The sequence below is a fragment of the Helicobacter pylori genome (genome assembly GCF_030062585.1).
Taxonomy (GTDB): Bacteria; Campylobacterota; Campylobacteria; order Campylobacterales; family Helicobacteraceae; genus Helicobacter; species Helicobacter pylori_CN.
The window spans coordinates 749,527-775,332 of sequence record NZ_CP071935.1 but is presented as its reverse complement, the minus strand read 5'-3'; the positions used below and the strand labels follow the sequence as shown (position 1 = coordinate 775,332).

General features: G+C 38.5%; 17 protein-coding genes and 6 pseudogenes. 9 read left to right on the top strand and 14 right to left on the bottom strand.

Going from position 1 to position 25,806, the window contains the following annotated elements:
• Positions 1 to 29: 29 nt before the first annotated feature.
• Positions 30 to 119 (bottom strand): annotated as a pseudogene (locus J5F42_RS07895) (flagellar biosynthesis protein flip); the annotation flags it as partial.
• On the opposite strand from J5F42_RS07895, the gene glmU reads away from it, so the two are divergent.
• From glmU to J5F42_RS03605, 9 genes and pseudogenes are all read left to right on the top strand, one after another.
• The gene (gene glmU / locus J5F42_RS03645; RefSeq protein WP_283491579.1) at positions 76 to 1,377 is read left to right on the top strand and encodes a bifunctional UDP-N-acetylglucosamine diphosphorylase/glucosamine-1-phosphate N-acetyltransferase GlmU; all 1,302 of its coding nucleotides are present in this window, start codon (positions 76 to 78) and stop codon (positions 1,375 to 1,377) included. The pseudogene J5F42_RS07895 and the gene glmU overlap by 44 nt on opposite strands.
• Positions 1,378 to 1,578: 201 nt before the next feature.
• Positions 1,579 to 1,914 (top strand): pantothenate kinase, encoded by a 336-nt coding sequence (locus J5F42_RS03640; protein ID WP_078272245.1) that lies wholly within the window; start codon positions 1,579 to 1,581, stop codon positions 1,912 to 1,914.
• A 39-nt stretch (positions 1,915 to 1,953) separates the two neighbouring features.
• A complete protein-coding gene (locus J5F42_RS03635; protein WP_021187401.1) occupies positions 1,954 to 2,457 on the top strand; it encodes a hypothetical protein in 504 nt (167 codons plus the stop codon).
• Between the two features lie 294 nt (positions 2,458 to 2,751).
• On the top strand, positions 2,752 to 3,096 hold the full coding sequence (locus tag J5F42_RS03630; RefSeq protein ID WP_283491578.1) for a pantothenate kinase: 345 nt from the start codon (positions 2,752 to 2,754) through the stop codon (positions 3,094 to 3,096).
• 23 nt (positions 3,097 to 3,119) lie between these two features.
• A pseudogene (locus tag J5F42_RS03625) lies at positions 3,120 to 3,603 on the top strand (hypothetical protein).
• Positions 3,604 to 3,773: 170 nt separating this feature from the next.
• Positions 3,774 to 6,140, top strand: a complete 2,367-nt coding sequence (locus J5F42_RS03620) for a ribonucleoside-diphosphate reductase subunit alpha (RefSeq protein ID WP_283491577.1) — start codon at positions 3,774 to 3,776, stop codon at positions 6,138 to 6,140.
• Positions 6,141 to 6,200: 60 nt separating this feature from the next.
• Positions 6,201 to 7,148, top strand: a complete 948-nt coding sequence (locus J5F42_RS03615) for a Gfo/Idh/MocA family protein (RefSeq protein WP_283491576.1) — start codon at positions 6,201 to 6,203, stop codon at positions 7,146 to 7,148.
• Between the two features lie 110 nt (positions 7,149 to 7,258).
• Positions 7,259 to 8,026: a sulfite exporter TauE/SafE family protein gene (locus J5F42_RS03610; protein WP_097682539.1), complete on the top strand. Its 768-nt coding sequence runs from the start codon at positions 7,259 to 7,261 to the stop codon at positions 8,024 to 8,026.
• Between the two features lie 3 nt (positions 8,027 to 8,029).
• Positions 8,030 to 8,537 (top strand): annotated as a pseudogene (locus J5F42_RS03605) (methylated-DNA--[protein]-cysteine S-methyltransferase).
• Positions 8,538 to 8,598: 61 nt separating this feature from the next.
• Here the strand turns inward: J5F42_RS03605 and xerH are convergent.
• From xerH to J5F42_RS03540, 13 genes and pseudogenes are all read right to left on the bottom strand, one after another.
• Positions 8,599 to 9,669: a tyrosine recombinase XerH gene (gene xerH / locus J5F42_RS03600; protein ID WP_283491575.1), complete on the bottom strand. Its 1,071-nt coding sequence runs from the start codon at positions 9,667 to 9,669 to the stop codon at positions 8,599 to 8,601.
• A 7-nt stretch (positions 9,670 to 9,676) separates the two neighbouring features.
• Positions 9,677 to 10,328, bottom strand: a pseudogene (locus J5F42_RS03595) (hypothetical protein); the annotation flags it as partial.
• Between the two features lie 272 nt (positions 10,329 to 10,600).
• Positions 10,601 to 11,773, bottom strand: a complete 1,173-nt coding sequence (locus J5F42_RS03590) for a pyridoxal phosphate-dependent aminotransferase (protein ID WP_283491574.1) — start codon at positions 11,771 to 11,773, stop codon at positions 10,601 to 10,603.
• 158 nt (positions 11,774 to 11,931) lie between these two features.
• Positions 11,932 to 12,744, bottom strand: coding sequence for an outer membrane protein (locus tag J5F42_RS03585; RefSeq protein WP_283491573.1), 813 nt, complete (start codon positions 12,742 to 12,744; stop codon positions 11,932 to 11,934).
• A gap of 222 nt (positions 12,745 to 12,966) precedes the next feature.
• Positions 12,967 to 14,409: a P-loop NTPase fold protein gene (locus J5F42_RS03580; RefSeq protein WP_283491572.1), complete on the bottom strand. Its 1,443-nt coding sequence runs from the start codon at positions 14,407 to 14,409 to the stop codon at positions 12,967 to 12,969.
• Positions 14,406 to 19,246, bottom strand: a pseudogene (locus J5F42_RS03575) (type ISP restriction/modification enzyme). Before J5F42_RS03575 ends, J5F42_RS03580 begins: the two are co-directional and overlap by 4 nt.
• Before the next feature lie 75 nt (positions 19,247 to 19,321).
• Positions 19,322 to 20,623: a (Fe-S)-binding protein gene (locus tag J5F42_RS03570; RefSeq protein ID WP_283491571.1), complete on the bottom strand. Its 1,302-nt coding sequence runs from the start codon at positions 20,621 to 20,623 to the stop codon at positions 19,322 to 19,324.
• Entirely contained in the window at positions 20,620 to 21,993 is a 1,374-nt protein-coding gene (gene hemN, locus J5F42_RS03565) for an oxygen-independent coproporphyrinogen III oxidase (RefSeq protein ID WP_283491570.1), read from the bottom strand. Before hemN ends, J5F42_RS03570 begins: the two co-directional genes overlap by 4 nt.
• The gene (locus J5F42_RS03560; RefSeq protein WP_000413462.1) at positions 21,993 to 22,508 is read right to left on the bottom strand and encodes a DUF2603 domain-containing protein; all 516 of its coding nucleotides are present in this window, start codon (positions 22,506 to 22,508) and stop codon (positions 21,993 to 21,995) included. Before J5F42_RS03560 ends, hemN begins: the two co-directional genes overlap by 1 nt.
• Before the next feature lie 36 nt (positions 22,509 to 22,544).
• A complete protein-coding gene (gene aroC, locus J5F42_RS03555) occupies positions 22,545 to 23,642 on the bottom strand; it encodes a chorismate synthase (RefSeq protein ID WP_283491569.1) in 1,098 nt (365 codons plus the stop codon).
• Complete coding sequence (rnc, locus tag J5F42_RS03550) at positions 23,639 to 24,358, bottom strand: ribonuclease III (RefSeq protein WP_283491568.1); 720 nt, start codon at positions 24,356 to 24,358, stop codon at positions 23,639 to 23,641. Before rnc ends, aroC begins: the two co-directional genes overlap by 4 nt.
• Positions 24,333 to 24,801: pseudogene (rnhA, locus tag J5F42_RS03545) on the bottom strand (ribonuclease HI). Before rnhA ends, rnc begins: the two are co-directional and overlap by 26 nt.
• Positions 24,788 to 25,804 (bottom strand): tetratricopeptide repeat protein, encoded by a 1,017-nt coding sequence (locus J5F42_RS03540; RefSeq protein WP_283491567.1) that lies wholly within the window; start codon positions 25,802 to 25,804, stop codon positions 24,788 to 24,790. Before J5F42_RS03540 ends, rnhA begins: the two are co-directional and overlap by 14 nt.
• Positions 25,805 to 25,806 lie beyond the last annotated feature (2 nt).

The window sequence follows — 25,806 nt, the reverse complement described above, 5'->3', positions numbered from 1 at the left end:
AGCCTTAAATCTTTGATGAAACGAAGTCAAATTATAAGATAAGGCATGTTAAAATTCCCTAAAAAAAGGATTTTAATGCTTTCTGTAATCATACTAGCCGCTGGCAAAGGCACTCGCATGCATTCTAGCCTGCCTAAAACTTTGCACACGATTTGCGGGGAGCCTATGTTATTTTACATTTTAGAAACGGCTTTTTCAATCAGTGATGATGTGCATCTTGTCTTACACCACCAACAAGAACGCATTAAAGAAGCGGTGTTAAAGCGTTTTAAGGGCGTAATCTTTCACACTCAAATCGTGGAAAAATATTCAGGGACAGGTGGGGCCATCATGCAAGAAGATAAAACGCCTATTCCCACTCAACATGAGCGGGTTTTGATTTTGAATGCGGACATGCCCTTAATCACTAAAGACGCTCTCACCCCCTTATTAGAAAGCCAGAATAACGCTATAGGCTTACTGCATTTAGCTGACCCTAAAGGTTATGGGCGCGTTGTTTTAGAAAACCATCAGGTTAAAAAGATTGTAGAAGAAAAGGACGCTAATGATGAAGAAAAAGAAATTAAAAGCGTGAATGCTGGCGTGTATTTTTTTGAAAGAAAGTTTTTAGAAAGATACTTGCCCAAGCTTAATAACCAAAACGCCCAAAAAGAATACTATCTCACGGATTTAATCGCTTTGGGTATTAAGGGGAACGAAAAAATTGACGCTATTTTTTTAGAAGAAGAGTGTTTTTTAGGGGTGAATAGCCAAACAGAAAGGGCGAAAGCTGAAGAAATCATGCTAGAAAGACTGCGAAAAAACGCCATGGACTCGGGGGTAATGATGCAATTACCTAGTAGTATTTATTTAGAAAAAGGCGTGAGTTTTAAGGGGGAGTGCGTTTTAGAGCAAGGGGTGCGTTTGATTGGGAATTGCTTGATAGAAGATGCACATATTAAGGCTTATAGCGTGATAGAAGAGAGCCAAATTGTTAATAGCAGTGTGGGGCCGTTTGCCCATGCGCGCCCTAAAAGCGTGATTTGTGATAGCCATGTGGGGAATTTTGTAGAGACTAAAAACGCTACACTCCAAGGCGCTAAAGCGGGGCATTTGAGCTATTTAGGGGATTGCGAGATAGGGAAAAACACAAATGTGGGGGCTGGCGTGATCACTTGCAATTATGATGGTAAAAAGAAACACCAAACGATCATCGGTGAAAATGTCTTTATAGGGAGCGATAGCCAGCTAGTCGCCCCTATAAATATCGGCTCTAATGTCTTAATCGGCAGCGGCACCACCATCACTAAAGACATTCCTAGCGGTTCGTTGAGCCTTTCACGCGCCCCTCAAACCAACATTGAAAACGGGTATTTTAAGTTTTTTAAGAAACCTTAATTTGCTTCAATAATGAAAAATCCTAAAATATTATAATCATTTACCTTAATCCTGTAATTTGTGAATAAACAAAACATTTATTGAGCTTCTTGTGATCTTTTGCCGATATGTAACAATGCTTTTAAATAGGGTTGTGGTATAAATATTCTTATCAAGGTGTGCCAAACATGCCTTGAATCTCAATTTATGAAAGGATTTGTTATGAGTGGATTAAGAACATTTAGTTGTGTAGTGGTTTTATGCGGTGCAATGGTTGATGCGGCTATAGCTGGTCCTAGAATAGAAGCAAGGGGTCAGTTTGGTAGAGATTTGGGAGGAGATATTGGTTCAGCAATGGGAGCTGCCAGAGGTCCAGCAGGAGCTGCGATTGGGGGTCAGCTTGGTCGGGAAATAGGCGATAGGGTAGAAGATTTTATCCGTGATTTCATAAACAGAGAGCCTCAAGCTAAAGAGCCACAAACTAGAGAGCCACAAACCCCAAGAGAACCTATCCGTGATCTTTATGATTACGGCTATAGTTTTGGGCATGCTTGGTGATCTTAAATGAGCCAAGGTGATGGGGGGAAAGGGAATAACATGGATACTACAAAAGAGAACTTGAATGGCTCAAAAGAGCGTTTGAGTTATACTGAATACAATGTGGCAATGGGTTTAGTTGCTATAATTTGTTACTCCATAGTTTTTAGAACAGCTCTTTATCGCTCAGATGTTGGTGATCCGATTTTCAACCCTAAAGATAGTTACTATGTGTGGCTAACGATTCTAATAGCGGCTTTGTTGTCTAATCTCTTGTTTAATCCTAAAGGCAGGTCGGTAGGTTATTTCATTATTGAAACTTGGCAAGGATTCCCCAAGTTTTTTAAAGCCATTTTTAAGGCTAGGTTTTTTGGCGCGTTTTATGACGCTGTGTTAGGATCAAGGCTAAGGGATTTTTATGTGATGCTTTTAACGATACCCTTTATTATCGCTATGCATGAAATTTCGGCGTATTGTGGGCATACTAGCAACTTCTTTGTAGAGGGTTTGGTCATTTTGGGGTTTCAAGGTTTTCTTAAGCTTTGCGCTAAATGGGGGTGGTGATTTAACCCAAATGTCATTAAATGGAGGGGGTATAAAAAATTAAAAAATTTTAAAACCCATTCTTATTATTGAAAATGAGTATTTTAAGTTTTTTAAGAAACCTTTAATTTGCTTCAATAATGAAAAATCCTAAAATATTATAATCATTTACTTTAATTCTGTAATTTGTGTATAAACAAAACACTTATTAATTTTTTTTGTGATATTTTGCTGATCTGTAACAATGCTTTTAATAGGGTTGTGGTATAAATATTCTCATCAAGGTGTGCCCAACATGCCTTGAATCTCAATTTTATGAAAGGATTTGTTATGAGTGGATCAAAAGCTTGTGTAGTGGTTTTATGCGGTGCAATGGCTAATGTGGCTATAGCTGGTCCTAAAATAGAGGCAAGGGGTCAGCTTGGCAGAGATATAGGAGGTGGTGTTGGAGCTGGAATGGGTGGTGCAATGGGTGGAATGATTGGGGCTCTTGGAGGTCCGTGGGGTACTGTGTTTGGTGCAGGCATTGGTGGTGGAATAGGGGCATATTCTGGGGCTGAAATAGGCGATAGGGTAGAAGATTTTATCCGTGGCGTTGATAGAGAGCCGCAAGCTCCAAGAGAACCCACCTATGATCGTCATTTTGTGTATGATAGGTAGTTTTAGGGGAGAAAGGAGAGAGTATGAATATCAAAGAGCGTTTGAGCGATTTGGAATATCGATGGGCAATGGCTCTAGTCTATGGAGGATGTATCTCCATAACCACCAGGATTTTTTATGACATAAATGGTTCAAGCTAGCGATCCGCTTTTTGACCCTAAATACAGCTATTATGTGTGGTTAGTGGGTCTAATAGCGGCTTTGTTGTCTAATCTCTTGTTTAATCCTAAAGGCAGGTCGGTAGGTTATTTAGTTATTGAAACTTGGCAAGGATTCCCCAAGTTTTTTAAAGCCATTTTTAAGGCTAGGTTTTTTGGCGCGTTTTATGACGCTGTGTTAGGAGCAAGACTAAGGGATTTTTATGTGATGCTTTTAACGATACCCTTTATTATCGCTATGCATGAAATTTCGGCGTATTGTGGGCATCCTAGCAATCTCCTTGTAGAGGGTTTGGTCATTTTGGGGCTTCAAGGTTTTCTTAAGCTTTGCACTAAATGGGGGTGGTGATTTTAACTCAATGTAATTAAATGGAGGGGGTATAAAAAAATAAAAAACTTTAAAACTCATTCTTATTAATAAAACAGATCCAACTTGAACTTTTCTTTTTCTTAAGTTTTTTATTGATACAATTCCAAATTTAAAAAACAAACGATTTAATTCAAATTTAAGGAAAAATTTTGATTACGGTGGTTAAACGAAACGGGCGCATTGAGCCTTTGGACATTACCAAAATCCAAAAATACACTAAGGACGCTACGGACAATTTAGAGGGCGTGAGCCAAAGTGAGCTGGAAGTGGATGCGAGGTTGCAATTCAGGGACAAGATCACTACTGAAGAAATCCAACAAACTTTGATTAAAACCGCTGTGGATAAAATAGATATTGACACGCCTAATTGGAGTTTTGTCGCTTCAAGGCTTTTTTTGTATGATTTATACCATAAAGTGAGTGGTTTTACAGGGTATAGGCATTTGAAAGAGTATTTTGAAAACGCTGAAGAAAAGGGCCGCATCCTTAAGGGCTTTAAGGAAAAATTTGATTTAGAGTTTTTAAATAGCCAGATCAAGCCTGAAAGGGATTTCCAATTCAATTATTTAGGGATTAAAACCTTGTATGATCGCTATTTGTTAAAAGACGCTAACAATCACCCTATTGAATTGCCCCAGCACATGTTTATGAGCATTGCGATGTTTTTGGCGCAAAACGAACAAGAACCTAACAAAATCGCTTTAGAATTTTATGAAGTGTTGAGCAAGTTTGAAGCGATGTGCGCGACCCCCACTCTAGCGAACGCGCGCACCACCAAACACCAACTCAGCTCATGCTATATTGGCAGCACGCCGGATAATATTGAGGGGATTTTTGACAGCTATAAGGAAATGGCGCTGTTGTCCAAATACGGCGGGGGGATTGGCTGGGATTTTTCTTTAGTGCGCTCTATTGGGAGTTATATTGATGGGCATAAAAATGCGAGCGCTGGCACGATCCCTTTTTTGAAAATCGCTAACGATGTGGCGATTGCGGTGGATCAATTAGGCACACGAAAGGGTGCGATTGCGGTGTATTTGGAAATCTGGCACATTGATGTGATGGAGTTCATTGATTTAAGGAAAAATAGCGGCGATGAAAGGCGAAGAGCGCATGATTTGTTCCCGGCTCTTTGGGTGTGCGATTTGTTTTTGAAAAGGGTTTTAGAAGACGCGATGTGGACTTTGTTTGACCCTTATGAGTGTAAGGATTTGACTGAGCTTTATGGGCAGGATTTTGAAAAACGCTATTTAGAGTATGAAAAAGATCCCAAAATCATTAAAGAATACATCAACGCTAAAGATTTATGGAAAAAAATCTTAATGAATTATTTTGAAGCCGGCTTGCCTTTCTTAGCCTTTAAAGATAACGCCAATCGGTGCAACCCAAACGCTCATGCAGGAATCATTCGATCGTCTAATTTATGCACGGAGATTTTTCAAAACACCGCACCCAACCACTACTACATGCAAATAGAATACACCGATGGCACCATAGAGTTTTTTGAAGAAAAAGAGTTGGTAACCACAGATAATAATATCACTAAATGCGCTAACAAGCTCACTAGCACGGATATTCTTAAGGGCAAGCCAATCTATATCGCTACTAAAATCGCTAAAGACGGGCAAACGGCGGTGTGCAATCTAGCGAGCATCAATTTAAGCAAGATCAACACCGAAGAAGACATTAAAAGGGTCGTGCCGATCATGGTCAGGCTTTTAGACAATGTGATTGATTTGAATTTCTACCCTAACCGCAAAGTCAAAGCCACCAATTTACAAAATAGAGCCATAGGGTTAGGGGTTATGGGTGAAGCGCAAATGCTCGCAGAACACCAAATCGCTTGGGGGTCTAAAGAGCATTTAGAAAAAATTGACGCTTTAATGGAGCAAATCAGCTACCATGCGATTGACACGAGCGCGAATCTAGCGGAAGAAAAAGGGGTTTATAAGGATTTTGAAAATTCAGAATGGAGTAAGGGGATTTTCCCTATTGATAAAGCCAATAATGAAGCCTTAAAGCTCACCGAAAAAGGGCTTTTCAATCACGCTTGCGATTGGCAAGGTTTGAGGGAAAAAGTCAAAGCCAATGGCATGCGTAATGGCTATTTAATGGCGATCGCTCCCACAAGCTCCATTTCTATTTTAGTAGGCACAACCCAAACGATTGAACCCATTTATAAGAAAAAATGGTTTGAAGAAAATTTGAGCGGGCTAATTCCTGTGGTAGTGCCTAATTTGAATGTAGAAACTTGGAATTTTTACACATCAGCCTATGATATTGACGCTAAAGATTTGATTAAAGTAGCGGCCGTGCGCCAAAAGTGGATCGATCAAGGCCAAAGCATCAATGTGTTTTTACGCATAGAAAACGCTAGCGGTAAAACCTTGCATGAAATCTACACGCTCGCTTGGAAATTGGGACTCAAATCCACTTATTATTTGCGTAGCGAAAGCCCTAGCATAGATGAAAAAAGCGTGTTGGATCGATCGGTGGAGTGTTTTAATTGCCAATAATATAAGCTTAAATAAGCTAATCTTTGCTAACATAAGATTAAAATTCTTGAAGGAAGTTGAATGCTTTTTGCTATGATTGGTTCAGGGGGATTTATCGCTCCCAAGCACTTGCAAGCGATTAGAGATACAGGGCATTTTTTGGATTGCTCTTTTGATGTTCATGATAGCGTGGGGGTTTTAGATGAGTATTTCCCGCAATCAGAGTTTTTTACCAATATTGAAGATTTTGAAAAGCATTTAGAGCAATCTAGGGCTATGGGTAAAGAAATCAACTATTTGAGTGTTTGCACGCCCACGCACACGCATTTTGATCATATTCGTTTCGGGTTAAGAAACGGCATGCATGTGATTTGTGAAAAACCCTTAGTTTTAGACCCTGGCGAAATACAAGAATTGAAAGATTTAGAGGTGAAACACCAAAAAAGGGTGTTCAGTCTTTTGCCCTTGCGCTTGCATTGCGACACGCTGGCTTTGAAAGAAAAAATTAAGAGCGAATTAGACAAAAACCCTGAAAAGGTGTTTGACATCACGCTCACTTATATCAGCGTTCAAGGGAAATGGTATTTTTCTTCATGGCGAGCGGATGTGAATAGGAGTGGGGGGCTAGCCACTCAAATGGGCATAAACATTTTTGATGCTTTAATCTATTTGTTTGGAGGCGTTAAAGACAAGGTTATCAACAGAGACGAGACTGATTGTGTGGGGGGGATACTCTTTTTAGAGCATGCCAAAATAAGATGGTTTTTTTCCATCAATCCAGAACACATGGGAGTGGCTAAAGAGAAAGTTTATCGCAGAATGATTATAGAAGGTGAAGAAATCAATCTCACGCAGAGCTTTGATAACCTGTATATAGAAAGCTACAAACAGATTTTAGCTCAAGGGGGGTTTGGTTTAGATGAAGCTACGGCGTCTATTAAATTGGCTTATGAATTAAGGAATCTCTCTCTTAGCGAACCCAATGAAGATTCGCATGCTTTGTGTTGCAAAAATAAAACAGACCAATAAAAGCATCACTTTTAAAGGCGTTGTTTAGGGGGTTTGGTATTAGCGTTTGATTAGAATAGGGTTATTTTTAATTTTCTTTTAAGAGGGGGTTTTACTTTTTAAGGGTTTTTATGGATATTTATGTGTTATACATAGCGATAGGGCTTTTTACTGGCATTCTATCTGGGATTTTTGGCATTGGTGGGGGGTTGATCATTGTCCCTATCATGCTCGCAACCGGGCATTCTTTTGAAGAATCCATCGGCATTTCCATTTTGCAAATGGCGCTTTCATCGTTTGTTGGCTCTGTTTTGAATTTCAAAAAAAAATCGCTTGATTTTTCTTTAGGCTTGTTGATAGGGGCAGGGGGGCTGATAGGGGCGAGTTTTAGCGGATTTGTTTTAAAAATCGTTTCCAGTAAAATTTTAATGGTAATTTTTGCACTTTTAGTCGTGTATTCTATGATCCAATTTGTTTTGAAACCCAAAAAAAAAGATTTGATAGCGGATACTAAACGCTACCATTTGCAAGGTTTAAAATTATTTTTAATTGGCGCGCTCACAGGGTTTTTTGCCATCACTTTAGGGATTGGTGGGGGGATGCTCATGGTGCCTTTGATGCATTATTTTTTAGGGTATGATTCTAAAAAATGCGTGGCGTTGGGGTTATTTTTTATTCTGTTTTCTTCTATTTCAGGAGCTTTTTCTTTAATCTATCACCACATCATCAATAAAGAAGTGCTCTTAGCAGGGGCGATTGTGGGCTTAGGCTCTGTTATGGGCGTGAGCATTGGGATTAAATGGATCATGGGGCTTTTGAATGAAAAAATGCATAAAGCTTTGATTTTGGGGGTGTATGGTTTGTCGTTATTGATTATTTTATACAAACTCTTTTTTTAATTAATGGTTTTATACCACTACTATTTTAAGACCCCTAAGAGTTTCCCTTTAGAGTATTTGCATTTGTGCGCTAATGAGAGCCATTTATTAAGGTTGGACTTTGATGCGGCCAATTTTTCTCATAACACCCCTATGAATACCCCATTAAAACTCAGCGTTCAAGCCTTGGAGCGTTATTTCTTGGGACAACTTTTTGAATTTGATGCGCCTTTGGATTTGATAGGAACTCCCTTTCAAAAACAAGTTTGGTCTGCGTTATTAACTATCCCTTATGGCAAGACAAAAAGTTACGATGAAATCGCAAAGCTCATTAATAACCCTAGATCTTGCAGAGCCATTGGCAACGCTAATCATAATAACCCTATTTCTTTGATCGTGCCTTGTCATAGAGTGGTGCGTAAAAATGGCGCTTTAGGGGGGTATAATGGGGGCATAGAAGTCAAAAAGTGGCTGTTGGAATTTGAAAAGCAAAATTTTAAATGAGCAAGCTAAAAACTCTTTAATTTATTAAAAAATGGGGTTTTAGTCGTTTTATGGTAAAAATCATTTTTTTAAGGGAGTAGGGGGTGTTTTTAATTTTCTTCCCAAATGCTCGCCGCTTCTTTTAAACGCTCTTTGTCAAAATGCGTGTAAATCCTGCTCGTGTTCAAGCTCGCATGCCCTAGAGCTTCTTGAACTAAAATCAAATCATGGCGTTTTTGATAAAGCAAAGTCGCAAAAGAATGCCTTAACATGTGCGCCCCATTTTTCTCTCGCCTGAGTCCTGCAAAATTGATGATGCGCTCCACTTGCTTATACAAATACGCTTGCGTTAAAGCCGTGCCTTTTTGGTTGCAAAACAATAAATCGTTTTTAACAGGATACAATTCCCTCTCTATGAGCCATTCTTTCAAAAGGCTCTCAATGTGGAAAGCTTTGAGCATCACCGCCCTGTATTTATCGCCCTTACCTTTAATCAAAATCGTATAACAGCCATTTTCTAAAGTAAAATCCTTTATTTTAAGCTGCAAAGCTTCATTAGAGCGCATGCCTGTAAAAACGATGATTTTAATGAGTAGGCGGTTTCGTGCGCGCACTTTAGCGGACATTTCTATTTTATCAATGCTCTCTAAAAATTTTTCTAATTCTTCATTGTTTAAATGAGTAGGGAGCTTGTTGCCCGCGCTTTGATTGGTTCCGCTGATGTTTTTAAGCGTGATATTATAGATATAAGATTTTTCATTTCCATCTTGATTTTGCTTGTCTATATAGCTAAAAAGCCCTAGTAGGGCGATTCTGTAGTTTTTCTTAGTGGCTAAACTCAAACCTCCGGTATAAATACTCAAAAATTCAGCCAACATGACTTCATCAATGCTTTTGAGCGATCTTAAAGAAAGCTTTTTTGTGTATTCGTAGAATTTGAGTAGGGGCAGTGCGTAGGTGTTGATACCTAGTAATCCGGCACTGCGGGCTTTTTTGCAAACTTTTTCCAATTGGCTTGAGCTGATGAACGCACGATTGAATTCGTTCAAGCATTCAAAAACCTTGTTTTGGTCTTTCACTTGGGAATTAGACAGGCTTGTGCATTTATAACGCAAAAAGCGTCCAATCCATAGCAAAAGATTTTCTATGGGGTCTTTTAATTCTTCTAGGGGGTGTTTCATTTAGGGTTTAGTCATCTATTAAGTGCAGATCAATGATATAAGAACCTTCATAGATAGAATATTTCGATATATTTATAAAAATGTTTATATACCATTGATTAACACATATTTCTTTCATATCAGGTAACTTAATATTTTCTAATGCTACTCTAGGCACTTCAATAATTAATCTTGATTTTTCGCTTAAGACGAAGCTATAGCTATCGCTAACATTAAAGATAAAATGGAATGTATTGTCACGGAAATGGTATTCAATCTTGTCAATTATGGCGGAAGTAGGATTGATCACACATAGATCATTCTCTACTTGATTGATAGCCGTTATAATCGCATTTGATAGATTTATTTGATCTTGTGATAGTAATTTTTTTAAATTTTTTAAATTCTCATTATCCATAAAACAACAGCTAACGCCCAATAAAGCATCACTAATAATTTTTTTACCAACTATCTTACCACTTTCTAAATCATTAGCAATTTCAAAGTGCCAAAGTAACTGGTGGATAGTTTGTTGGATTATCAAGAAACTCAATCGTTTTTCCATGCAAAAAAGACCCTAATTTTAAAAGAGATTGAACAAAAGTGTTAGGGTTTGAAAGTTCAACATCCATAGAGTTTAAATTCTTTCCAAAATCATGACTTTTTGCACTTAGAAGTTTGTTGTTGGGAGAATAGTCATAAAATAACCCCAAAAGACGAGCCATTTTTGTCAAAAAATATTCGCATTTCTTCCATACCATTCAGAGTTATTGTTGTTATCAAATCTTACTGCCATAATTATTCCTCTATTCCTTTCAAAAATTCATTTAGTTATGAAAACTGCACTTTTCAAACTTTTAAATCAAACCATTATACCACGCTACGCCACTAACTACAATGTAATATAAAATTCCAAACAAGATTAAGTCCCCCTTTTTTAAATGCCAATTTTTTACCCCTTTGATTTGACAAAGCGAGCGATGCGTTCAATCCCCTTTTCAATCTGTTCTTCTGAGCATGCAAAAGACAAACGGACATAGCCTTCCAATCCAAAAGCCTTTCCAGGCACTAACGCCACGCCTTCTTTTTCTAACAATTCATGGCAAAATCGCATCGAATCCCCCCCACAAAGACTGCCAATGTTGATAAACAGATAAAACGCCCCATCAGGTTTTAGAGCATTCAACCCTTCAATCGCATTGATTTTTGCGTGGGCTAAATCACAGCGCTTCTCAAAAGCCTGACGCATCGTTTCAATTTCCTTATCCACCAACCCCTCAAGCGCCACAATAGAAGCCATTTGCGTGATAGAATTGATATTGGAAGTGCATTGGCTTTGCAAGTTATTCATCAATTTGACTAATTTTTTATCCTTGCTCGCCGCATAGCCCATACGCCAACCCGTCATCGCTACTGACTTGCTCAAGCCATTAATGGTAATGGTGCGTTTTTTCATCTCTTCACTCACCGCCGCGCAAGAAACAAACTCCCCCTTATAAACAAGCTTTTCATAAATTTCATCGCTAAGCACCCAAATTGGAGTGTCTTTTAAAACTTCGCCTAAAGCCTCTAACTCCGCCTTACTATAAAGCATGCCGGTAGGGTTTGATGGGGTGGTGAGAATGAGCATTTTCGTTTTGGGGCTTAAGGCATCTTTAAGCTGCTTGGGGGTGATTTTAAAGCGGCTTTTTTCATCGGTTTGAATGAATTTACTCACCCCACCGCTGTATTTCACAAGCTCAGGGTAAGTTACCCAAAAAGGCACAGGGATAACCACTTCATCGCCCTCCCCTATTAAGGCTTGAATCGCATTGAACAAGCTCTGCTTAGCACCATTGCTCACTAGAATTTCACTCGGTTCATAATCCAAGTTGTTTTCTTTTTTCAATTTAAAAGCGATCGCTTTGAGTAATTCAGGAATCCCAGCCACTGGAGTGTATTTGGTAAATCCATTATTTAGGGCTTTTATAGCCGCATCTTTAATCGCTTGCGGGGTGTCAAAATCAGGCTCGCCCGCTGAAAAACTCAAAATATCTTTTCCTTGCGATTTCAATTCTTTAGCGAGTGTGCTGATAGCGATCGTTGCGGATTCTGAAAGGGATTGGATTTTAGAGGAATAGGGCATGCTTAATCCTTGTTAAATTTTTGAACTATCATAACATGATCAAAAAGATTTTAATTCTAATTTTTAAAAAACTTTCAAAAATGTTTCAAAAGAAAGCAAGAGATTGTGTAAGAAAACTCTAATTGAAAATCCAATTAGAGAAAAACAAGCGTTTTAAATCAGAAATTGTAACGATACCCTACATAAAGGCTGTATTGACGGCGGTAAGTGAAGCTCAAATTCCCATGGTTAAAATAATAAACATTGATAGTAGGAATCTTCACGCCAAAGTCAAATTCTTGATGCTGGCCAATATGGGTGCGGATCCCTAAATTAAAAAGGAACTGGAAAATCGCCGGATCAAGGCTATAGGAAGTGTGCTTATAAGGGCTTTTAGTTTCCAAAAAGGCCCCTGTCGTATTACCCCAAGAGTTACCCGCGATTTGAGCCCCAAAAAAGAATCCAAAACTCGCATCCTCTTTATTGATGACATTGTATAAAGTGTCAATACCCACACCATAAGTGAACATGTCAGACAGATTGCCCATTGTCCCTACTTTGGTCGCGCATGGTTGGTGAAGCTCACACACCCCACCATTATCTGATGTCAAAGCGTTCGCTCCAAACACGGCATGCCCATAATCCATAAAGCCGTAATAACGGGCACCAAACCATCTCTTCTCCCCAAAAAACTGCTTATAACCCACAGTAAGCCCTAAGCCTTGCATAACGGCGAGATAGTCGGTTTTACCCACAGGGAACTTAGGATAGTTAAATTCACTGCTCTTTGGGGGGTTTTTAACGCTTTGTGAAGCCTGACCGACTTGATAGCTAATCCCCAAATACCAAGCGTTTTTCTCGCCTTTCACTGCTTTATAGTCTTTTGGCTTTTCCAATTGTTTTTGCACTTCTGCGCTACCTTCTGCTGCCAAAAGACTATTACCTAACACTACCGATAAACAGAGCGTTTTAAACACTACAAACTTTTTCATACAACATTTTTCCTTCTAAAAGTCTACATTTCGTATAATAATAACATAATAATCTATAAAAAACCTAAATTCTTAAGAAAAATACCCCTAAAACTTAAAATTTTAAATTTTCTAAGGGGTTTTAGCGGTTTGGCTCTGCGATTTTTTCTGTTTTTGGGGGGATTTTGGGATAAATCCGTTTAGGATAGTTGGAAAATGCGTTTTTTAATTTGAGAAAATCAATTAAAGTGGGTGGTTGTATGAATACAAAAGAAAATCTTTTGAAAGATTGATGTTTAATAATTTAAGTGTTTCTTTGAGTGGCAAGCTAAAAGTGTAATCATTGATCCAAAAATATTCCCCCAAATCTTGCTGATTTTCATTGCGGTATTGGGATGCGCTTTTATACCATTTTTCTATTAATTCCAAACATTCATCTCTATGGTTTTCCATAACTGCCCTTAATGAAAAATTAGAGTTATAATTAAGAATTCTAAAACCAAAAATATAAGGGAAAGCTTTGAGATTGTCTTTATTTTCAAGAAAAAACTCAATTGATGCCTCTTCAAAGTCTTTGCTTGTTTGACACTTTTTTAAAAAATCATTGTGGTATTTTGTATCTTGAATGATTTTATTTATCATGTTTTTAAGGCAATTTTGGAGTTCTTTTGGATTATAAGAAGCGTTTGTTTTTATACTCTCTATACCATTTTTTATTATTGGTGCTTGTTGCTCCATCACTTCTTTAAAGATTGTAGAGTTTGGAGAAAAGAGATTTGTTATTGGTCTTGGATCTTTAGGTGGAATAAAATATTTGTCATATAAATCAAAATAATATGCATATAATATTAGATATAGTAAATATTGGTATATTTTTTTAAAGTCATCATTTGGATATTCTTTTAGTTGCAATTCATCATATATATTATTTAATTTTTGAAATGTTCTAAGATTGGTTGTGTTATCATCAATATTGAAAATATCTTTCATATACGGATAAGCTTCAAAATCAGTCTTAATTGGATGATCGCCCATTACTTCAATTTGTTCTTTTGCATAAGGAGAAAAGTTAAAAATTCTGTCAAAAACTTTTTCACAATAAGCATCAAATATTTTTCTTTTTTGTTCATTCTGTGTCTCATCAGTAAAGAGCTTAAGGTCATTGTAAATCGCAATAACACAACACCCCTTATGTTCCTTGAGTTCAGAAATCAACCCCAAAATATCTTGCACTGGGATCTTATCAGATAGTCTTTCAAACTCATCAATACACACAATGGTATTTTCCATATGCTCTTTTTTAAGCATTTTAAATAAAAAATCAATATTAACATTTATTTTTACCCCAAAATGCATGCTAAGAAATGAAAGTATCCCATTAATGATGTTTCTTATTGGATTAGTTTTTTGTTTTTCAGCGCTTAAAAATTGAGCGACAAGATCTTCAATGATCGCTTGCTCATCTTTTTTCCCAAAAACAGAGGTGTAAATGGGATTTTTTTTAAGTTCTTTTCTAATGAGTGGAGCTAATTCATTTTTCCATAAATAGGTTTTTCCTATCCCCCAATCCCCATTAATGGCAATAGCGACAGGCTTATTTTGATCCTCGCTCTTTTTTAGAAGCTCAATAATCTTTTCTTTTAAGATTTCTCGCTCTTTAATTTCTATGATACTATTTTCGCTCACTCAAACCTCTTCTCGCTGATCTTTTCTATCAAATCCACGCTTTTTTCAGAAAGTTTGATGACCCTACAAAGGAGTTCAAAAATGTATTGGCCGCCGGCGTAATCGTTCGGGTTGTTTTCAATCAAGCTGTCTTTATCCGTAGTCTTTTGGTAGCGTTCGATCACCCAGTCAATCGCGCTTTTGCCATTCACCACATACTCAAAGGCTTTTTTGGGGATTTGAGTGATGGTGATATTTTGGTTATAGATGATGCTATCCCCTTTTTTATCCTTTTTCATTTGAACCACATCATAATAGCCCTCCACTTCGGCGTTCATCAGTGTGGTGTATTTAACGCTTGTGTGCATTTCCCCGCTCTCATAGTTCAAATGCAACTCTCCTAATTCTTTGCCAAGAATAGAGAGTTCCTTAAAATCTTCGCTCAAAGCGATTCGCGGCGCTTCTTTGGCGAGGGAGTTTTTGTATTTTTCCAAATAGCCTTTATGGTGTAAAACCGCATAAATGTAGTAAAAAATCTCTTCTTCAACGATAGAGTCATCTTTATAATGCCTCCTAAACAGATTGAGAGCATAGCCGCTGATAGCGTTATAGCGATTCCCTAAATCATCGTAATAATACAAAGGGTAAGCGTTGGCATCGCCTATTAAATTAATATCGGGGATAGCACCGCTTACAAGAGCGCTAAAATTCTTACCATTACCCACACCGGTATTGATCACCACATTGCGCGCGCTTTTATCCGGGAAAATTTTGGGCAATTGATATTGTTCTTCATTTAAATTTTTATCAAAATAAAGCCATTGTTTGTTAAAAGGGCGATACATGGCCAATCGCATGCGCTCCTCACTGCTTTCTGGCAGATTTGTATTTTTAATAAATCCTTTTTTCAAACTACGAGTCCATGCGATTTTCGTTTTATCGGTGGTGATTTCTTTATCATTAAGTTGTTTGTAACGATCGGCTGGTTTGATACCTTTATCTTTAGCCGTGCGTTGTTTGAAGGCTTCCCTGAAACGCTCATTGAAGCGCTTCAAATCAGCGTTATAAGTGTCAATGCATGTTTGCACCGATTGCATTAAAATTTTTGGCGAAAAGTTATACACCCAAGGATCACGATTAGTTGCCACCCCATTAGAATTGAGATCAAAAATAGTATCAAATATTTTGAGTTTTGGGTCTCTTTTTAAAGGGATGAGTTTTTCAAATTCGTCATTCCTTTGGTTGATCCAATCGCCTTTGTCATTCGGGGTGATTTCCTTAAAAGGCACCGATTCCAAATTTTCAAAACCCGCGAGCAAATTGAGTTTGGCTTCTCTTTTCAAATAATCTCCCACTTCATAGTAAAAAATCGTATTATTGGGAACACTCTTATCTTTCACAAAAAAGACAATCGCTACCGTCGCCCTGGATCCGCTATCAAAGATTTTCCCTCCCTCTTTTTTTGACACTTCCCCTGAAGTGCGCTGATTGCCCCTCAAATTCAGCACATAAAGGCGCGAAAATTCTTTGGCCACGCATTTCCTGAACCCGTCCGCGCTTTTAGAGTCAATGAAGCTCCCGTTCACCACAAAGCCTAGCACCCCCCTATCTTTGAGAAGATCGCTTGCCATGTAGATGCTTTGAATGAGCGTGTCTCGTGTGGTTTTCCCCACTTGGGCGGTGGAATTTTTGCCGTATTTTTCATAAACTAATTTTTCAAGCTTAGGGTGGGTTAGGTTTTGGTTGTTATCGTTTTCGCTTTTGGCGCCGGCTGAATAAGGCGGGTTGCCGATGATGACTCTGATGTTTTGGTCGGCTAGAGTGTCTTTGATGTCTTTGTTTTCTTTCAAATCTTCAAAAAATGAGAATACCCCCTTATCGTTTTTTTCCTCATAAATATCCAGGCTGTCCGTGAGCGCGATGTTTTTGAAATTTTTTAACGAGCTGTCCCTACTTTGCGCGGCTTGGGTGATATTGATTAAAGCGATATAATAAGACAAAAGCACGATGTCAAAAGCGAACAAACTTTTTTGAAACTTCTCTTTTAAGGCTTCGTCGCTAATGAGATCATTTTCTTTAGAAAGCAAACGAGCGATAAAACTCCCGGTGCCGGTGAAAGGATCAAAAATCGTGATGTTTTTATCGTTAAAATCCGTATTGAAATGCTTTTTCAAAATGCCGTTAGTGGCCCTTAAAATGAAATCCACCACCTCTATAGGCGTATAAACGATCCCCAGTTTTTCGCTCTGCTTTCTAAAGGCTTCTTTAAAGAAAGTGTTGTAGAGGTTTTTAATGAGTTCTTGTTGGGTTTTTTGGCTTTTGGCGCGCGCCGCTTCGGTTTTCACGCTTTCATAGAGGTTTTTAAGATCTTTGGTTTCCCCTTCTAATCCTAAATCGGAGAGTTTTAAAACCATTTTATCCAAGGCTTTTGCGATAGGGTTTTGGATATTGTCCCCAAAAATCGCATCAAAAATGGGCTTAGTGATGACGTGAGAAGTGATCATGTCCAAGGCTTCCTCTTCTTTGATGTTTTGGTGGATATTGCCTCTTAACGAAGTTAAAAAGTTGTCAAAAATTTCAGGGTTTTTGCCAAAAATGTCTTTCAGGCGCTCATTCAAGGTTTTTGCGATGTTGCCCGTTTTTTTGGCGAAATTTTCCCAATAATTCCTGTCCCCTAATTTAGTGGGCATGACGTTATACACAGCGTCCGCTAGATCTTGCAATAAGATAGCGTCAAAAAGGGTTTTTTGGGCTTGTTTGGGATCGTTTGGGGCTTGCTCGGTTTTATTTTTTTGTAACTCTTCCTCATCGTCTAAATTGCTTGCATCATCGCTTCCAAAGATTTTGATTTTTTCTTTAAAAGTGGCTTCATCAACCAGGCTTGAATCATGGCTTCTTAAGGCTTTTATCACTTTCCAAATGTTTTGGAAATTGGTGTTATTGACAGCTTCATCTAAGTTTTTGATTTCACTCTCTTCTAAAGCGATAGGCAAAATGATATAGCCTCTTTTCTTGTTTTTGGCTTTTCGCATCACCCTACCCACCGCCTGGATAATATCCACCATCGCGCTTTTGCCATCAAAAAAGATAACGCTATCTAACGCTGGGACATCCACCCCCTCGCTCAAACACCTAGCATTACTTAAAACCTTGCAAGTGTTAGGCTTAAATGCGTTCAAGTTTTCTAATTTTTCAAGCCTATCCTTACAATTCATGGTGCCATCAATGTGATCGATGCTGATTTTTAGGTTGTTAAAACTCTTTTTCTTGAGCTCTTCATCATAGCATTCCATGATCGTTTCAAAGGAGTCTTTAATGTTCTTGCTCGTGTTAATGCTTTTACAAAAGCTTATGGCTCTTTGAGAAGGAGCGGTGTCGTATTGGTTTTGCAAGTTGTGATCTTCTTTGTTTTCATCATCTAAAACGATTAGATCCTGCTTGGCTAACCCTTTATGAGTGCCGATAATCTTACAAACAAATTCGTTATTGATGAGCTTTTATCCAATTTAGTGCCTTCGGCTTCAAGCCGACTGATCTTTTTATTCACGCTGTTAGTAACGCCGCTTAAATTTTCTTTTTTCACCGCTAAAATCATGACTTTGTAGTCTGTGAGAAGATCTAAAGCGATCGCTCGTTCAAAATTGAGCGTATAGATTTCTTCGCCAAAAATCTCTGCATCGTCCATGGAATAGATAACATTATCTTTCTCTTTGGCTTTAGCTTTGGAACTTTCGCTATAAACTTTAGGCGTGGCGGTCATGTAAAGGCGTTTTGTAGCTTTGATATTTTCATCGCTATGGCAAAGCGTGAAAGCGTTTTTATCGTCCCTTTCATTCGTGGAATACATAGCCCCTACCGTTCTGTGGGCTTCATCGCAAATGATGAGATCGATTCCATTCAAACCCGCTTCTTGCGCTTCTTTAATACGCAACGTGCTTTGATAAGTTGAAAAGATAATGAAGCGCTTGTTTTCTTTTTGCGCTTTTTTGTGAACGCTTAAAATGTCTTCAAGGCGAGTGGAGGGCTTTAAAGGGAGCTCAGAAAATTTAATATCATCATTGTCTTCGTTCTTGCTTTGCCCGGTTTTATCATCGCTGCACACGATAGAAGCGTAAAAAGGCTCGCTTTTTTCTTGTGCGTATTCTCTAAAAGTTTGAGAAAGCAAGGCGATGCTTGGCGCTAAAAAAAGCGTGATCTTAGGGTCTAAAGCTTCCATGATTTTTAAAGAAGTATAGGTTTTGCCGGTCCCGCATGCCATAATGAGCTTGCCTCTAGCGTTTTTAGGGTCAGAAAAATATTCTTTAGTCTTTTCAATCGCTTCTGTTTGGTGAGGGCGCGGCCTTTTCTTATCGCATAAGGGGATTTCGTCTTCGGTTTTTGTGGGATCAAACTTTTCCCAATCAATACGAGAATAAATGAAATCCTCTTCAGTGATTTCATCAATGTCAATCCCCATTCCTGTGCTTCTGATTTGCTCAATTGCTTTAAGGGCTTCAGAGGTTAAATTAGAAGTGGAGATGATGATCCCTTTTTTAAACCTGACCTCCCCTACCCCGCTTTGCAATTGGGTTAAAAAAGGTGAAATGTCGTTATATGAGATGCTGTTTTGATGGAATTTGCATTGCACGGCGATGTATTCTTTGTTTGAGGTCGTAATGACTATATCAATCCCCTTATCGCGCTCCTTCCCCCTTAATTCCCAATCATACCAAAGATCAATAGACTCGTATTCGTTAGCGCTGTCATGCTCTTGTAAAAATTGCTTAGAAATTTTTTCAAACAAGCTCCCTTTATGGCGAAGGTTGGGTATGGCGTGCAGTTTTTCTTTGATGAGTTTATAGGCGCTGATTTCTTGCATTTTTCATTCCTTTTAGTGGCGTTAAAGTTCTGTATTATATAAAAAGATGTTAGAAAGTGGGGTTAAAAAGGCTTTTTATTCAGCGCTTTTTAAAGCTTTAGCGATGAGTTCTAAAGGGTGTGAAAAAGAGGGGGTGTTAGGGTCATCTAAAGACTTTAGAGCGTTGTTTAATTGCATGTGGCATGCCCCGCATTCTGCGCTCAAAATTCTAGCTTGAGTGTCCATGATTTCTTTAGCCCTAAGAAGCCCCACTTTTAAAGAAAATCCCGCCTTTTCGGTTTGCATGGTAATCCCCCCAAAACCGCAGCAATTGTCCGGCATTTCTTTAATTTCATAATGCGCATTGAGCAAGTTTCGCACTTCTTTATGAGCGTTTAGGGTTTTTTTGGCATGGCAAGGGTTATGATAGGTGATAACCTCTTTTTTTCCCTTAGGGATTTTTTCTAAAAGACTTTTTAAAGGGGTGTGTTTCTCTAAAAACACGCTCGCCAGATAGATTTTAGGCGTGATCTTTTCCAAGCGCTTCACATACAAATCCTTATCTTTCTCGCCTAAAAACACCTTGTAATAATCATTGATAAGCATGCTAGCGCATGTGGCTTCAGGCACGATGATCGCATCCACTTCATCTAAATAGCTTTCAAACCATTCTATGTTTTTTTTCACTAAAAAAAGCGTGGTGTCTTTATCGCCGGTAAAATACGCAGGGGCTGAGCAGCATTCTTGCTTAGGGATGATCGCTTGAATGTTGAGTTTTTCTAAAATATACAACAAGCTTTCCCCCACTTGCTGGTAATGGTAATTGCTCAAGCACCCTATAAAAATGGCCACTTTTTGAATGGGTTTTTCTAAAGGCTTAACCTCTGCATGTTTTTGTAAGAAACTTTTTTGATTTAAGGGAGGCAGAGCGCTTTTTTTGAAGCGTTTGAACAAGCCTTTAAACACCGCCCTAGGCTCTAAACTATCCCCTACTTGCTTAAAAACGCAAGGGGCTAAAAAATGCGCAGTTGAAAACACCCTATCCATTTTTTTGCGGTTTTTTAAAAGGGAAAAATAGGATTTTTTATACCAAGCGATGCCGTATTTTTGAGCGATTTTTTCTCTGGCTTTTTCTATTAAAGTGTCTATGGGCAAATGAAAAGGGCAAATTTCCACGCAAGCGGTGCATAAAAAACAAGTTTCTAAAAGGTGTTTTAAATTCGTGTCTAATTGGAGCTTGTTTTGAGCGTTTAGGCGCATCAAATCTAAAAAGCCTCTAGGCGAAGTCGTTTCGTCTTTATGAATGCGGTATATGGTGCAACCTGGCACGCATTTAGCGCATTTAACGCAAGCGTCCCCTACTTCTTCAAAGATATTTCCATTAACATTTTCATTCATAGCGTTTTACTGAAATGTTTTTCGCCCCCACGCAAATACGCGTCAAACTCCATAGCCATGTTTCTTACGAGCATGCCCCCTGTTTTTGTCATCTCAAAGCCTTTAGAATTGAAAGAAAGCAAGCCCGCTTCTTCATAAGGCTTTAATTTTTCTAATTCTTTTTTAAAATGCACTTTAAAATCAACAGAAAATTTTTCTTCAATCTTAGAGTAATCCAATTTTAAATTGCTCATCATTTGCATGATCACTTCTTTTCTCAACGCATCTTCTTGGCTGAGCGCTACACCCCTTTCTACCGGTAAATGCCCCAAATCAAGGGCTTTTTCATAATGGTGCAAATCCTTATAATTTTGCGTGTAATAATCGCCCCCTTCGCCAATGCTTGTAACGCCAATGCCAATGGTTTGAGTGAATTTTTTCGTGGTATAGCCTTGAAAATTACGCCGTAATTCCGCTTTTTGAAGGGCTAGATACAATTCATTATCGCTTTTAGCGAAATGATCCATGCCTATCATTTGGTAGTTGGCTTTTTCTAAAAAACTAATAAGGGATTCTAAAATCTCTAGCTTGTCTCTAGGGCTTGGCAATAAGGTTTCATCAATTTTACGCATCGTTTTTTTCACCCAAGGCACATGCGCGTAATTAAACACCGCTAATCGGTCCGGATCTAATTTCAAAACTGATTCCAAGGTTTTTAAAAAACTCTCTTTAGTCTGGTTGGGCAAGCCATAAATCAAATCAAAATTAATGGATTTGATGCCGTAATCTCTGGCGAGTTTCACCGATTCTTGAACCATTTCAAAAGGCTGGATCCTGTGAATGGCTTTTTGAACTTCCAAATCAAAATCCTGAACCCCAAAACTCAAGCGGTTAAACCCCCTATCAAACAAGGTTTGCATGTGTTCTTTAGTGAAATGCCTAGGATCAATCTCACAACTCATTTCAACATCTTTGCTGAAATTGGGGAAAACTTCTTGAATGCTTTGCGTGATCTCATCTAATTGAATGGGTGAAAAAAAGGTCGGCGTGCCACCTCCATAGTGGAATTGCGACACTTCTCTGTTAGTGTCCATGGCGTTTTTTAAAAGAGCGAGTTCTTTTTTAAGGTAGCTGATATAGCGGGTTTTTTTCTCTTCTAAGCTGGTGTAAATGACTGAACAAGCGCAAAAATAACACGCACTCCTGCAAAAGGGCAAATGCGTATAAAGCGATAAAGGCATGGGGTTTTTGAGATGGTCATGGTTAAAAAACGCCGTTTTCAAGCTCTCTTCATTAAAATTTTCTTTAAACTCCACCGCTGTGGGGTAGCTGGTGTATCGTGGGCCGGGCTTGGAGTATTGTGAAAATTTTTCAAAATCAATGGTTTGCATTAAAAATTTTCCTCATCGCTATTGTCAAAATTTTCAAAATTATTCTCATTAAAAGGGGGTTGTTTGAACATGTTGTCAAAATTAAAAAATAAATTAGGGTGTTCTTTTTTGATTTGTTTGACAAAGTTTAAGGTGTTGATATTGGGCAAATTCCCGTCTTTTTGGCGTAAATTTTCCAATAATTGCAAGGAAACTTCGCGCACGTCTTCAAAATCAATCGGCGCTTGGGTGATAATATCCCTTTCTAATTCCGCCCTAAGCCTGGCTTCAAAAGCCTTTCTGGCGTTTTCTGCCAAAAGAGAAATCACATTGTCCGGCACTAAAACGTAATTTTTATCTTCTTCATCAGAAATAAAATAGGCTTCATTTTTTTTGAACGCCCCTTTTTCTAACTCTAAAAGCATTTCATTAGCGCTGATTTTTTTGAGAAAGGCTCTGTTTTTTTGGGTGGTTAGGCTATGGATAAGTTTTTGTGATTTGGTTTTAGAAACTCGTTTTTTAGGTAATTTTTCCATTTGTATCCTTTTTAAGCTGATTGTATCCAATTTCGTTTAATTCTCATTATAAATCGTTTTTAAATACTCTATTTTTGAAGTCAAGTTGAGTAATACCATATCGGCTAACACCAACGAAAGCAAACTCTCGCACACCACGCTCCCTCTAATCGCAATGCAAGGATCATGCCTGCCTTTCAACAAGCATTCGCATTCGTTATTATTAATGTCTATGGTTTGTTGAGGTTGGAAAATGCTTGGCGTGGGTTTGAAATGCACTCTAACAATAATTTCTTCCCCATTGCTCATGCCCCCTAAAACCCCCCCGCTATGATTGCTCAAAAACCCTTTTTGACTCATTAAATCGTTATACTCTGAGCCTTTTAGTAAAGAGCTTTCTACCCCCTTGCCTATTTCAACCGCTTTCACCCCGTTAAGCCCCATCATGACTTCAGCGATTTTAGCGTCTAATTTAGCGTATAGCCCTTGACCCAAGCCAATGGGGAGTTTTTGATTGGTTTTTGCGCTCCTTGCCCTAATCAAAGCCACGCCCCCAATGCTATCGTGGTTTTTGATAGCGTTTTGAATGGCTGTTTTTTGCGCTTCTTCTTGTTCTTTGTCTAGGGCAAAAATCTCGCTTTTTAAGGCGTGATTAAAATCGTAATTTTTGGCTTTAATGCCCCCAATTTTAATAATCCCGCTTTCACAAACAACGCCAATTTCTCTTAAAAGCATTTTAGCAAACGCCCCAGCAGCCACTCTTATAGCGCTCTCTCTGGCCGAACTCCTCCCCCCACCCCTAAAATCCCTGATGCCGTATTTATGAAAATAAGTGAAATCCGCATGGCTAGGCCTGAAAAGGTTTTTAATGTTATCGTAATCCTTGCTCCTAGCCCTTTGGTTGTGGATTAAAAACCCTATGGGCGTCCCTGTGCTAAAACCTTCAAAAACCCCGCTTGTTATTTCCACCTTATCGTCTTCTTTTCGTGGCGTAATGAAAACGTTCCTCCCCCCTTGGCGGCGCTTCATTTCATTTTCTAATAGTGCATAGTCTATTTTAATCCCGCTAGGCATGCCGTCTAATACCCCCCCTATCATGTCCCCATGCGATTCCCCAAAGGTCGTTAGCCTTAAAAAACGCCCCAAAGTGTTCATTTGGCTTCCTTAAGTTTTTGAAGCGCATAATAAGCGCATTGCTGTTCGGCTTCTTTTTTGCTTTTGCCTTTAGCGGTCGCATACATTTTATCTTGAATGTATAGAGCCATTTCAAATTCTTTATGGTGGTCTGGCCCTTTTTCTTTGAGCAATTGGTACGAAGGGATCACGCAAAATTGCGCTTGGGTTAATTCCTGTAAGGCGGTTTTATAGTCCATAAACAAATGCTCCAAATCCAAACGCTTGTAAGCGCGATTGAGTAAATTTTGTATGATTTTACGCACTTTAGCTAACCCTGCTTCTAAATACACCCCAGCCATTAAAGCCTCAAAAGCGCTTGACAAAATAGAGGGTTTTTCCCTCCCCTTAGAAATTTCTTCAGAAGAAGAAACGCGCAAATAATCCTGTAAAGAAATCGCTTTCGCTAATTTCGTGAAACCATGCGCGCTCACAATAGAAGCCCTTAATTTAGAGAGTTTCCCCTCATCGTATTGATAAAATTTATGGTATAGCAACTCCCCTATCACCAAGCCCAACACCGCATCGCCCAAAAATTCCAAGCGCTCATTGTTTAAAGCGAGCTTGCATGATTTATGCGTTAGGGCTTGTTCCAATAAACGCTTGTCTTTAAAAGAATACCCTAAAGCTTTTTCTAGCGTTAGATAAGGGTTATTAGGCGTTACATAAGGGCTATTTTGAGAGCGTTTGTTTTTCATCATTATTCCCTTTAAGTGGTCGTTTTGACCCGTTTTTGCGCCTCTAATTTAGCGAGACTATCGCATCGTTCATTCTCGGCATGCCCATTATGCCCCTTGATCCAAACAGCCATGATAGAATGCCCTTTAGAGACTTTTAAAAATTCTTTCCATAAATCCACATTTTTAACTTTAGTAAAATTCTTTTTTTGCCAATTAATCAGCCACACATTGATCGCTTGGCACACGTATTGTGAATCGCTATAAAGCGTGATATGGCATGGGCGTTTCAAAATTTTTAACGCTTCATTGAGCGCTCTTAGTTCCATGCGGTTATTCGTGGTGAAATTTTCGCCCCCACTGATGGTTTTTTCTTTATCTTTATAGCGTAAAATCGCCGCATAGCCGCCTGGCCCGGGATTGCCTAAAGAAGAGCCATCGCAAAAAATTTCAATTTCTTGCATTCAATCCACCCCCATAGCTTTCTTTAGAAATTTTAAGCACCATATCCATAAACGCCAACTGGTAACACACAGGGCATCTATGGCTTTCAAAAGGGAAGATTTGTTTGCAATGCTTGCAGCGGTATTCAAAAGTCAGACTCGCTTTCATAGGGCTATTTAATAGAGCGCGTAAAACCTCTAATTCAAAAACTTGGCAAGGTTTGTGATCCAAAAGCAACCCTTGGGATCGCGCGATGTCTTGCAAAAGGGCATGTTTTTCTAAAATAAAAGCAGGGATATTCATATCCCATAAAAGATCGATCACATTTTCTAAACGCTCGGTGGCATCAATTTCTTGCCAAAAAAGCTTTTCATCATGCGATTTTAAGTGATTTAGAGCGATTTTTTTCAAATCTAACGACGCCTTTGAAACATGCAAGATTTTAGCCGCCTCTTCCTTATTCTCTATTAAATGCATTAAATAGAGGTAATTTTTAATCGTTTCAATTTCAGGCACTTCTAATTCTTCCAAACATTCCAAAGTCTCTAAAGCCTTTGAATAATCTTTTTCTAATTCATACGCATGCAAAAGTTTCAACAACGCTTCCACATTCCTTGGGGAAAAGCGCAAAATTTCTTTCACGGTGTCTTTTGTTTTTTGCAAATACCCCACACTAAAATAATTTTTGGCTAATAAATCTAAAACAGCGATTTTTTCTTCATCTTTTAAGGAGCGATTCAAAAGCCCTTTTAAGATTTCAATACTCATTTGTACATCCGCTTTAGAATACGCTCTGGCTAAAAACATCAAACTGGAAATTTTAGCATGCTTTAAAAGCTCGTCTAAATTCTCACTGCCCGCATAAGCGTTTTGATTTTGGGCGAATTTTTGTAAAAATTTTTTGTTTTTCTTTTGGGTGAAATACGCCCTAGCCTGTTCTAATAAAATCACAAGAGCGATAATGAAAGTGAATAAAGCGATAGAAAATAAAGAATCTTTATAGAGGAAATTGAAGTGTTGCACAA

Coding starts and splice junctions, on each gene's coding strand:
- rnc (WP_283491568.1), bottom strand. CDS start 24,358: ATGAAAAACAAACGCTCTCAAAATAGCCCTTATGTAACGCCTAATAAC.
- hemN (WP_283491570.1), bottom strand. CDS start 21,993: ATGCAAACCATTGATTTTGAAAAATTTTCACAATACTCCAAGCCCGGC.
- J5F42_RS03640 (WP_078272245.1), top strand. CDS start 1,579: ATGAGTGGATTAAGAACATTTAGTTGTGTAGTGGTTTTATGCGGTGCA.
- J5F42_RS03630 (WP_283491578.1), top strand. CDS start 2,752: ATGAAAGGATTTGTTATGAGTGGATCAAAAGCTTGTGTAGTGGTTTTA.
- J5F42_RS03615 (WP_283491576.1), top strand. CDS start 6,201: ATGCTTTTTGCTATGATTGGTTCAGGGGGATTTATCGCTCCCAAGCAC.
- J5F42_RS03585 (WP_283491573.1), bottom strand. CDS start 12,744: ATGAAAAAGTTTGTAGTGTTTAAAACGCTCTGTTTATCGGTAGTGTTA.
- J5F42_RS03635 (WP_021187401.1), top strand. CDS start 1,954: ATGGATACTACAAAAGAGAACTTGAATGGCTCAAAAGAGCGTTTGAGT.
- J5F42_RS03570 (WP_283491571.1), bottom strand. CDS start 20,623: ATGAATGAAAATGTTAATGGAAATATCTTTGAAGAAGTAGGGGACGCT.
- J5F42_RS03560 (WP_000413462.1), bottom strand. CDS start 22,508: ATGGAAAAATTACCTAAAAAACGAGTTTCTAAAACCAAATCACAAAAA.
- J5F42_RS03610 (WP_097682539.1), top strand. CDS start 7,259: ATGGATATTTATGTGTTATACATAGCGATAGGGCTTTTTACTGGCATT.
- J5F42_RS03590 (WP_283491574.1), bottom strand. CDS start 11,773: ATGCCCTATTCCTCTAAAATCCAATCCCTTTCAGAATCCGCAACGATC.
- glmU (WP_283491579.1), top strand. CDS start 76: ATGCTTTCTGTAATCATACTAGCCGCTGGCAAAGGCACTCGCATGCAT.
- aroC (WP_283491569.1), bottom strand. CDS start 23,642: ATGAACACTTTGGGGCGTTTTTTAAGGCTAACGACCTTTGGGGAATCG.
- xerH (WP_283491575.1), bottom strand. CDS start 9,669: ATGAAACACCCCCTAGAAGAATTAAAAGACCCCATAGAAAATCTTTTG.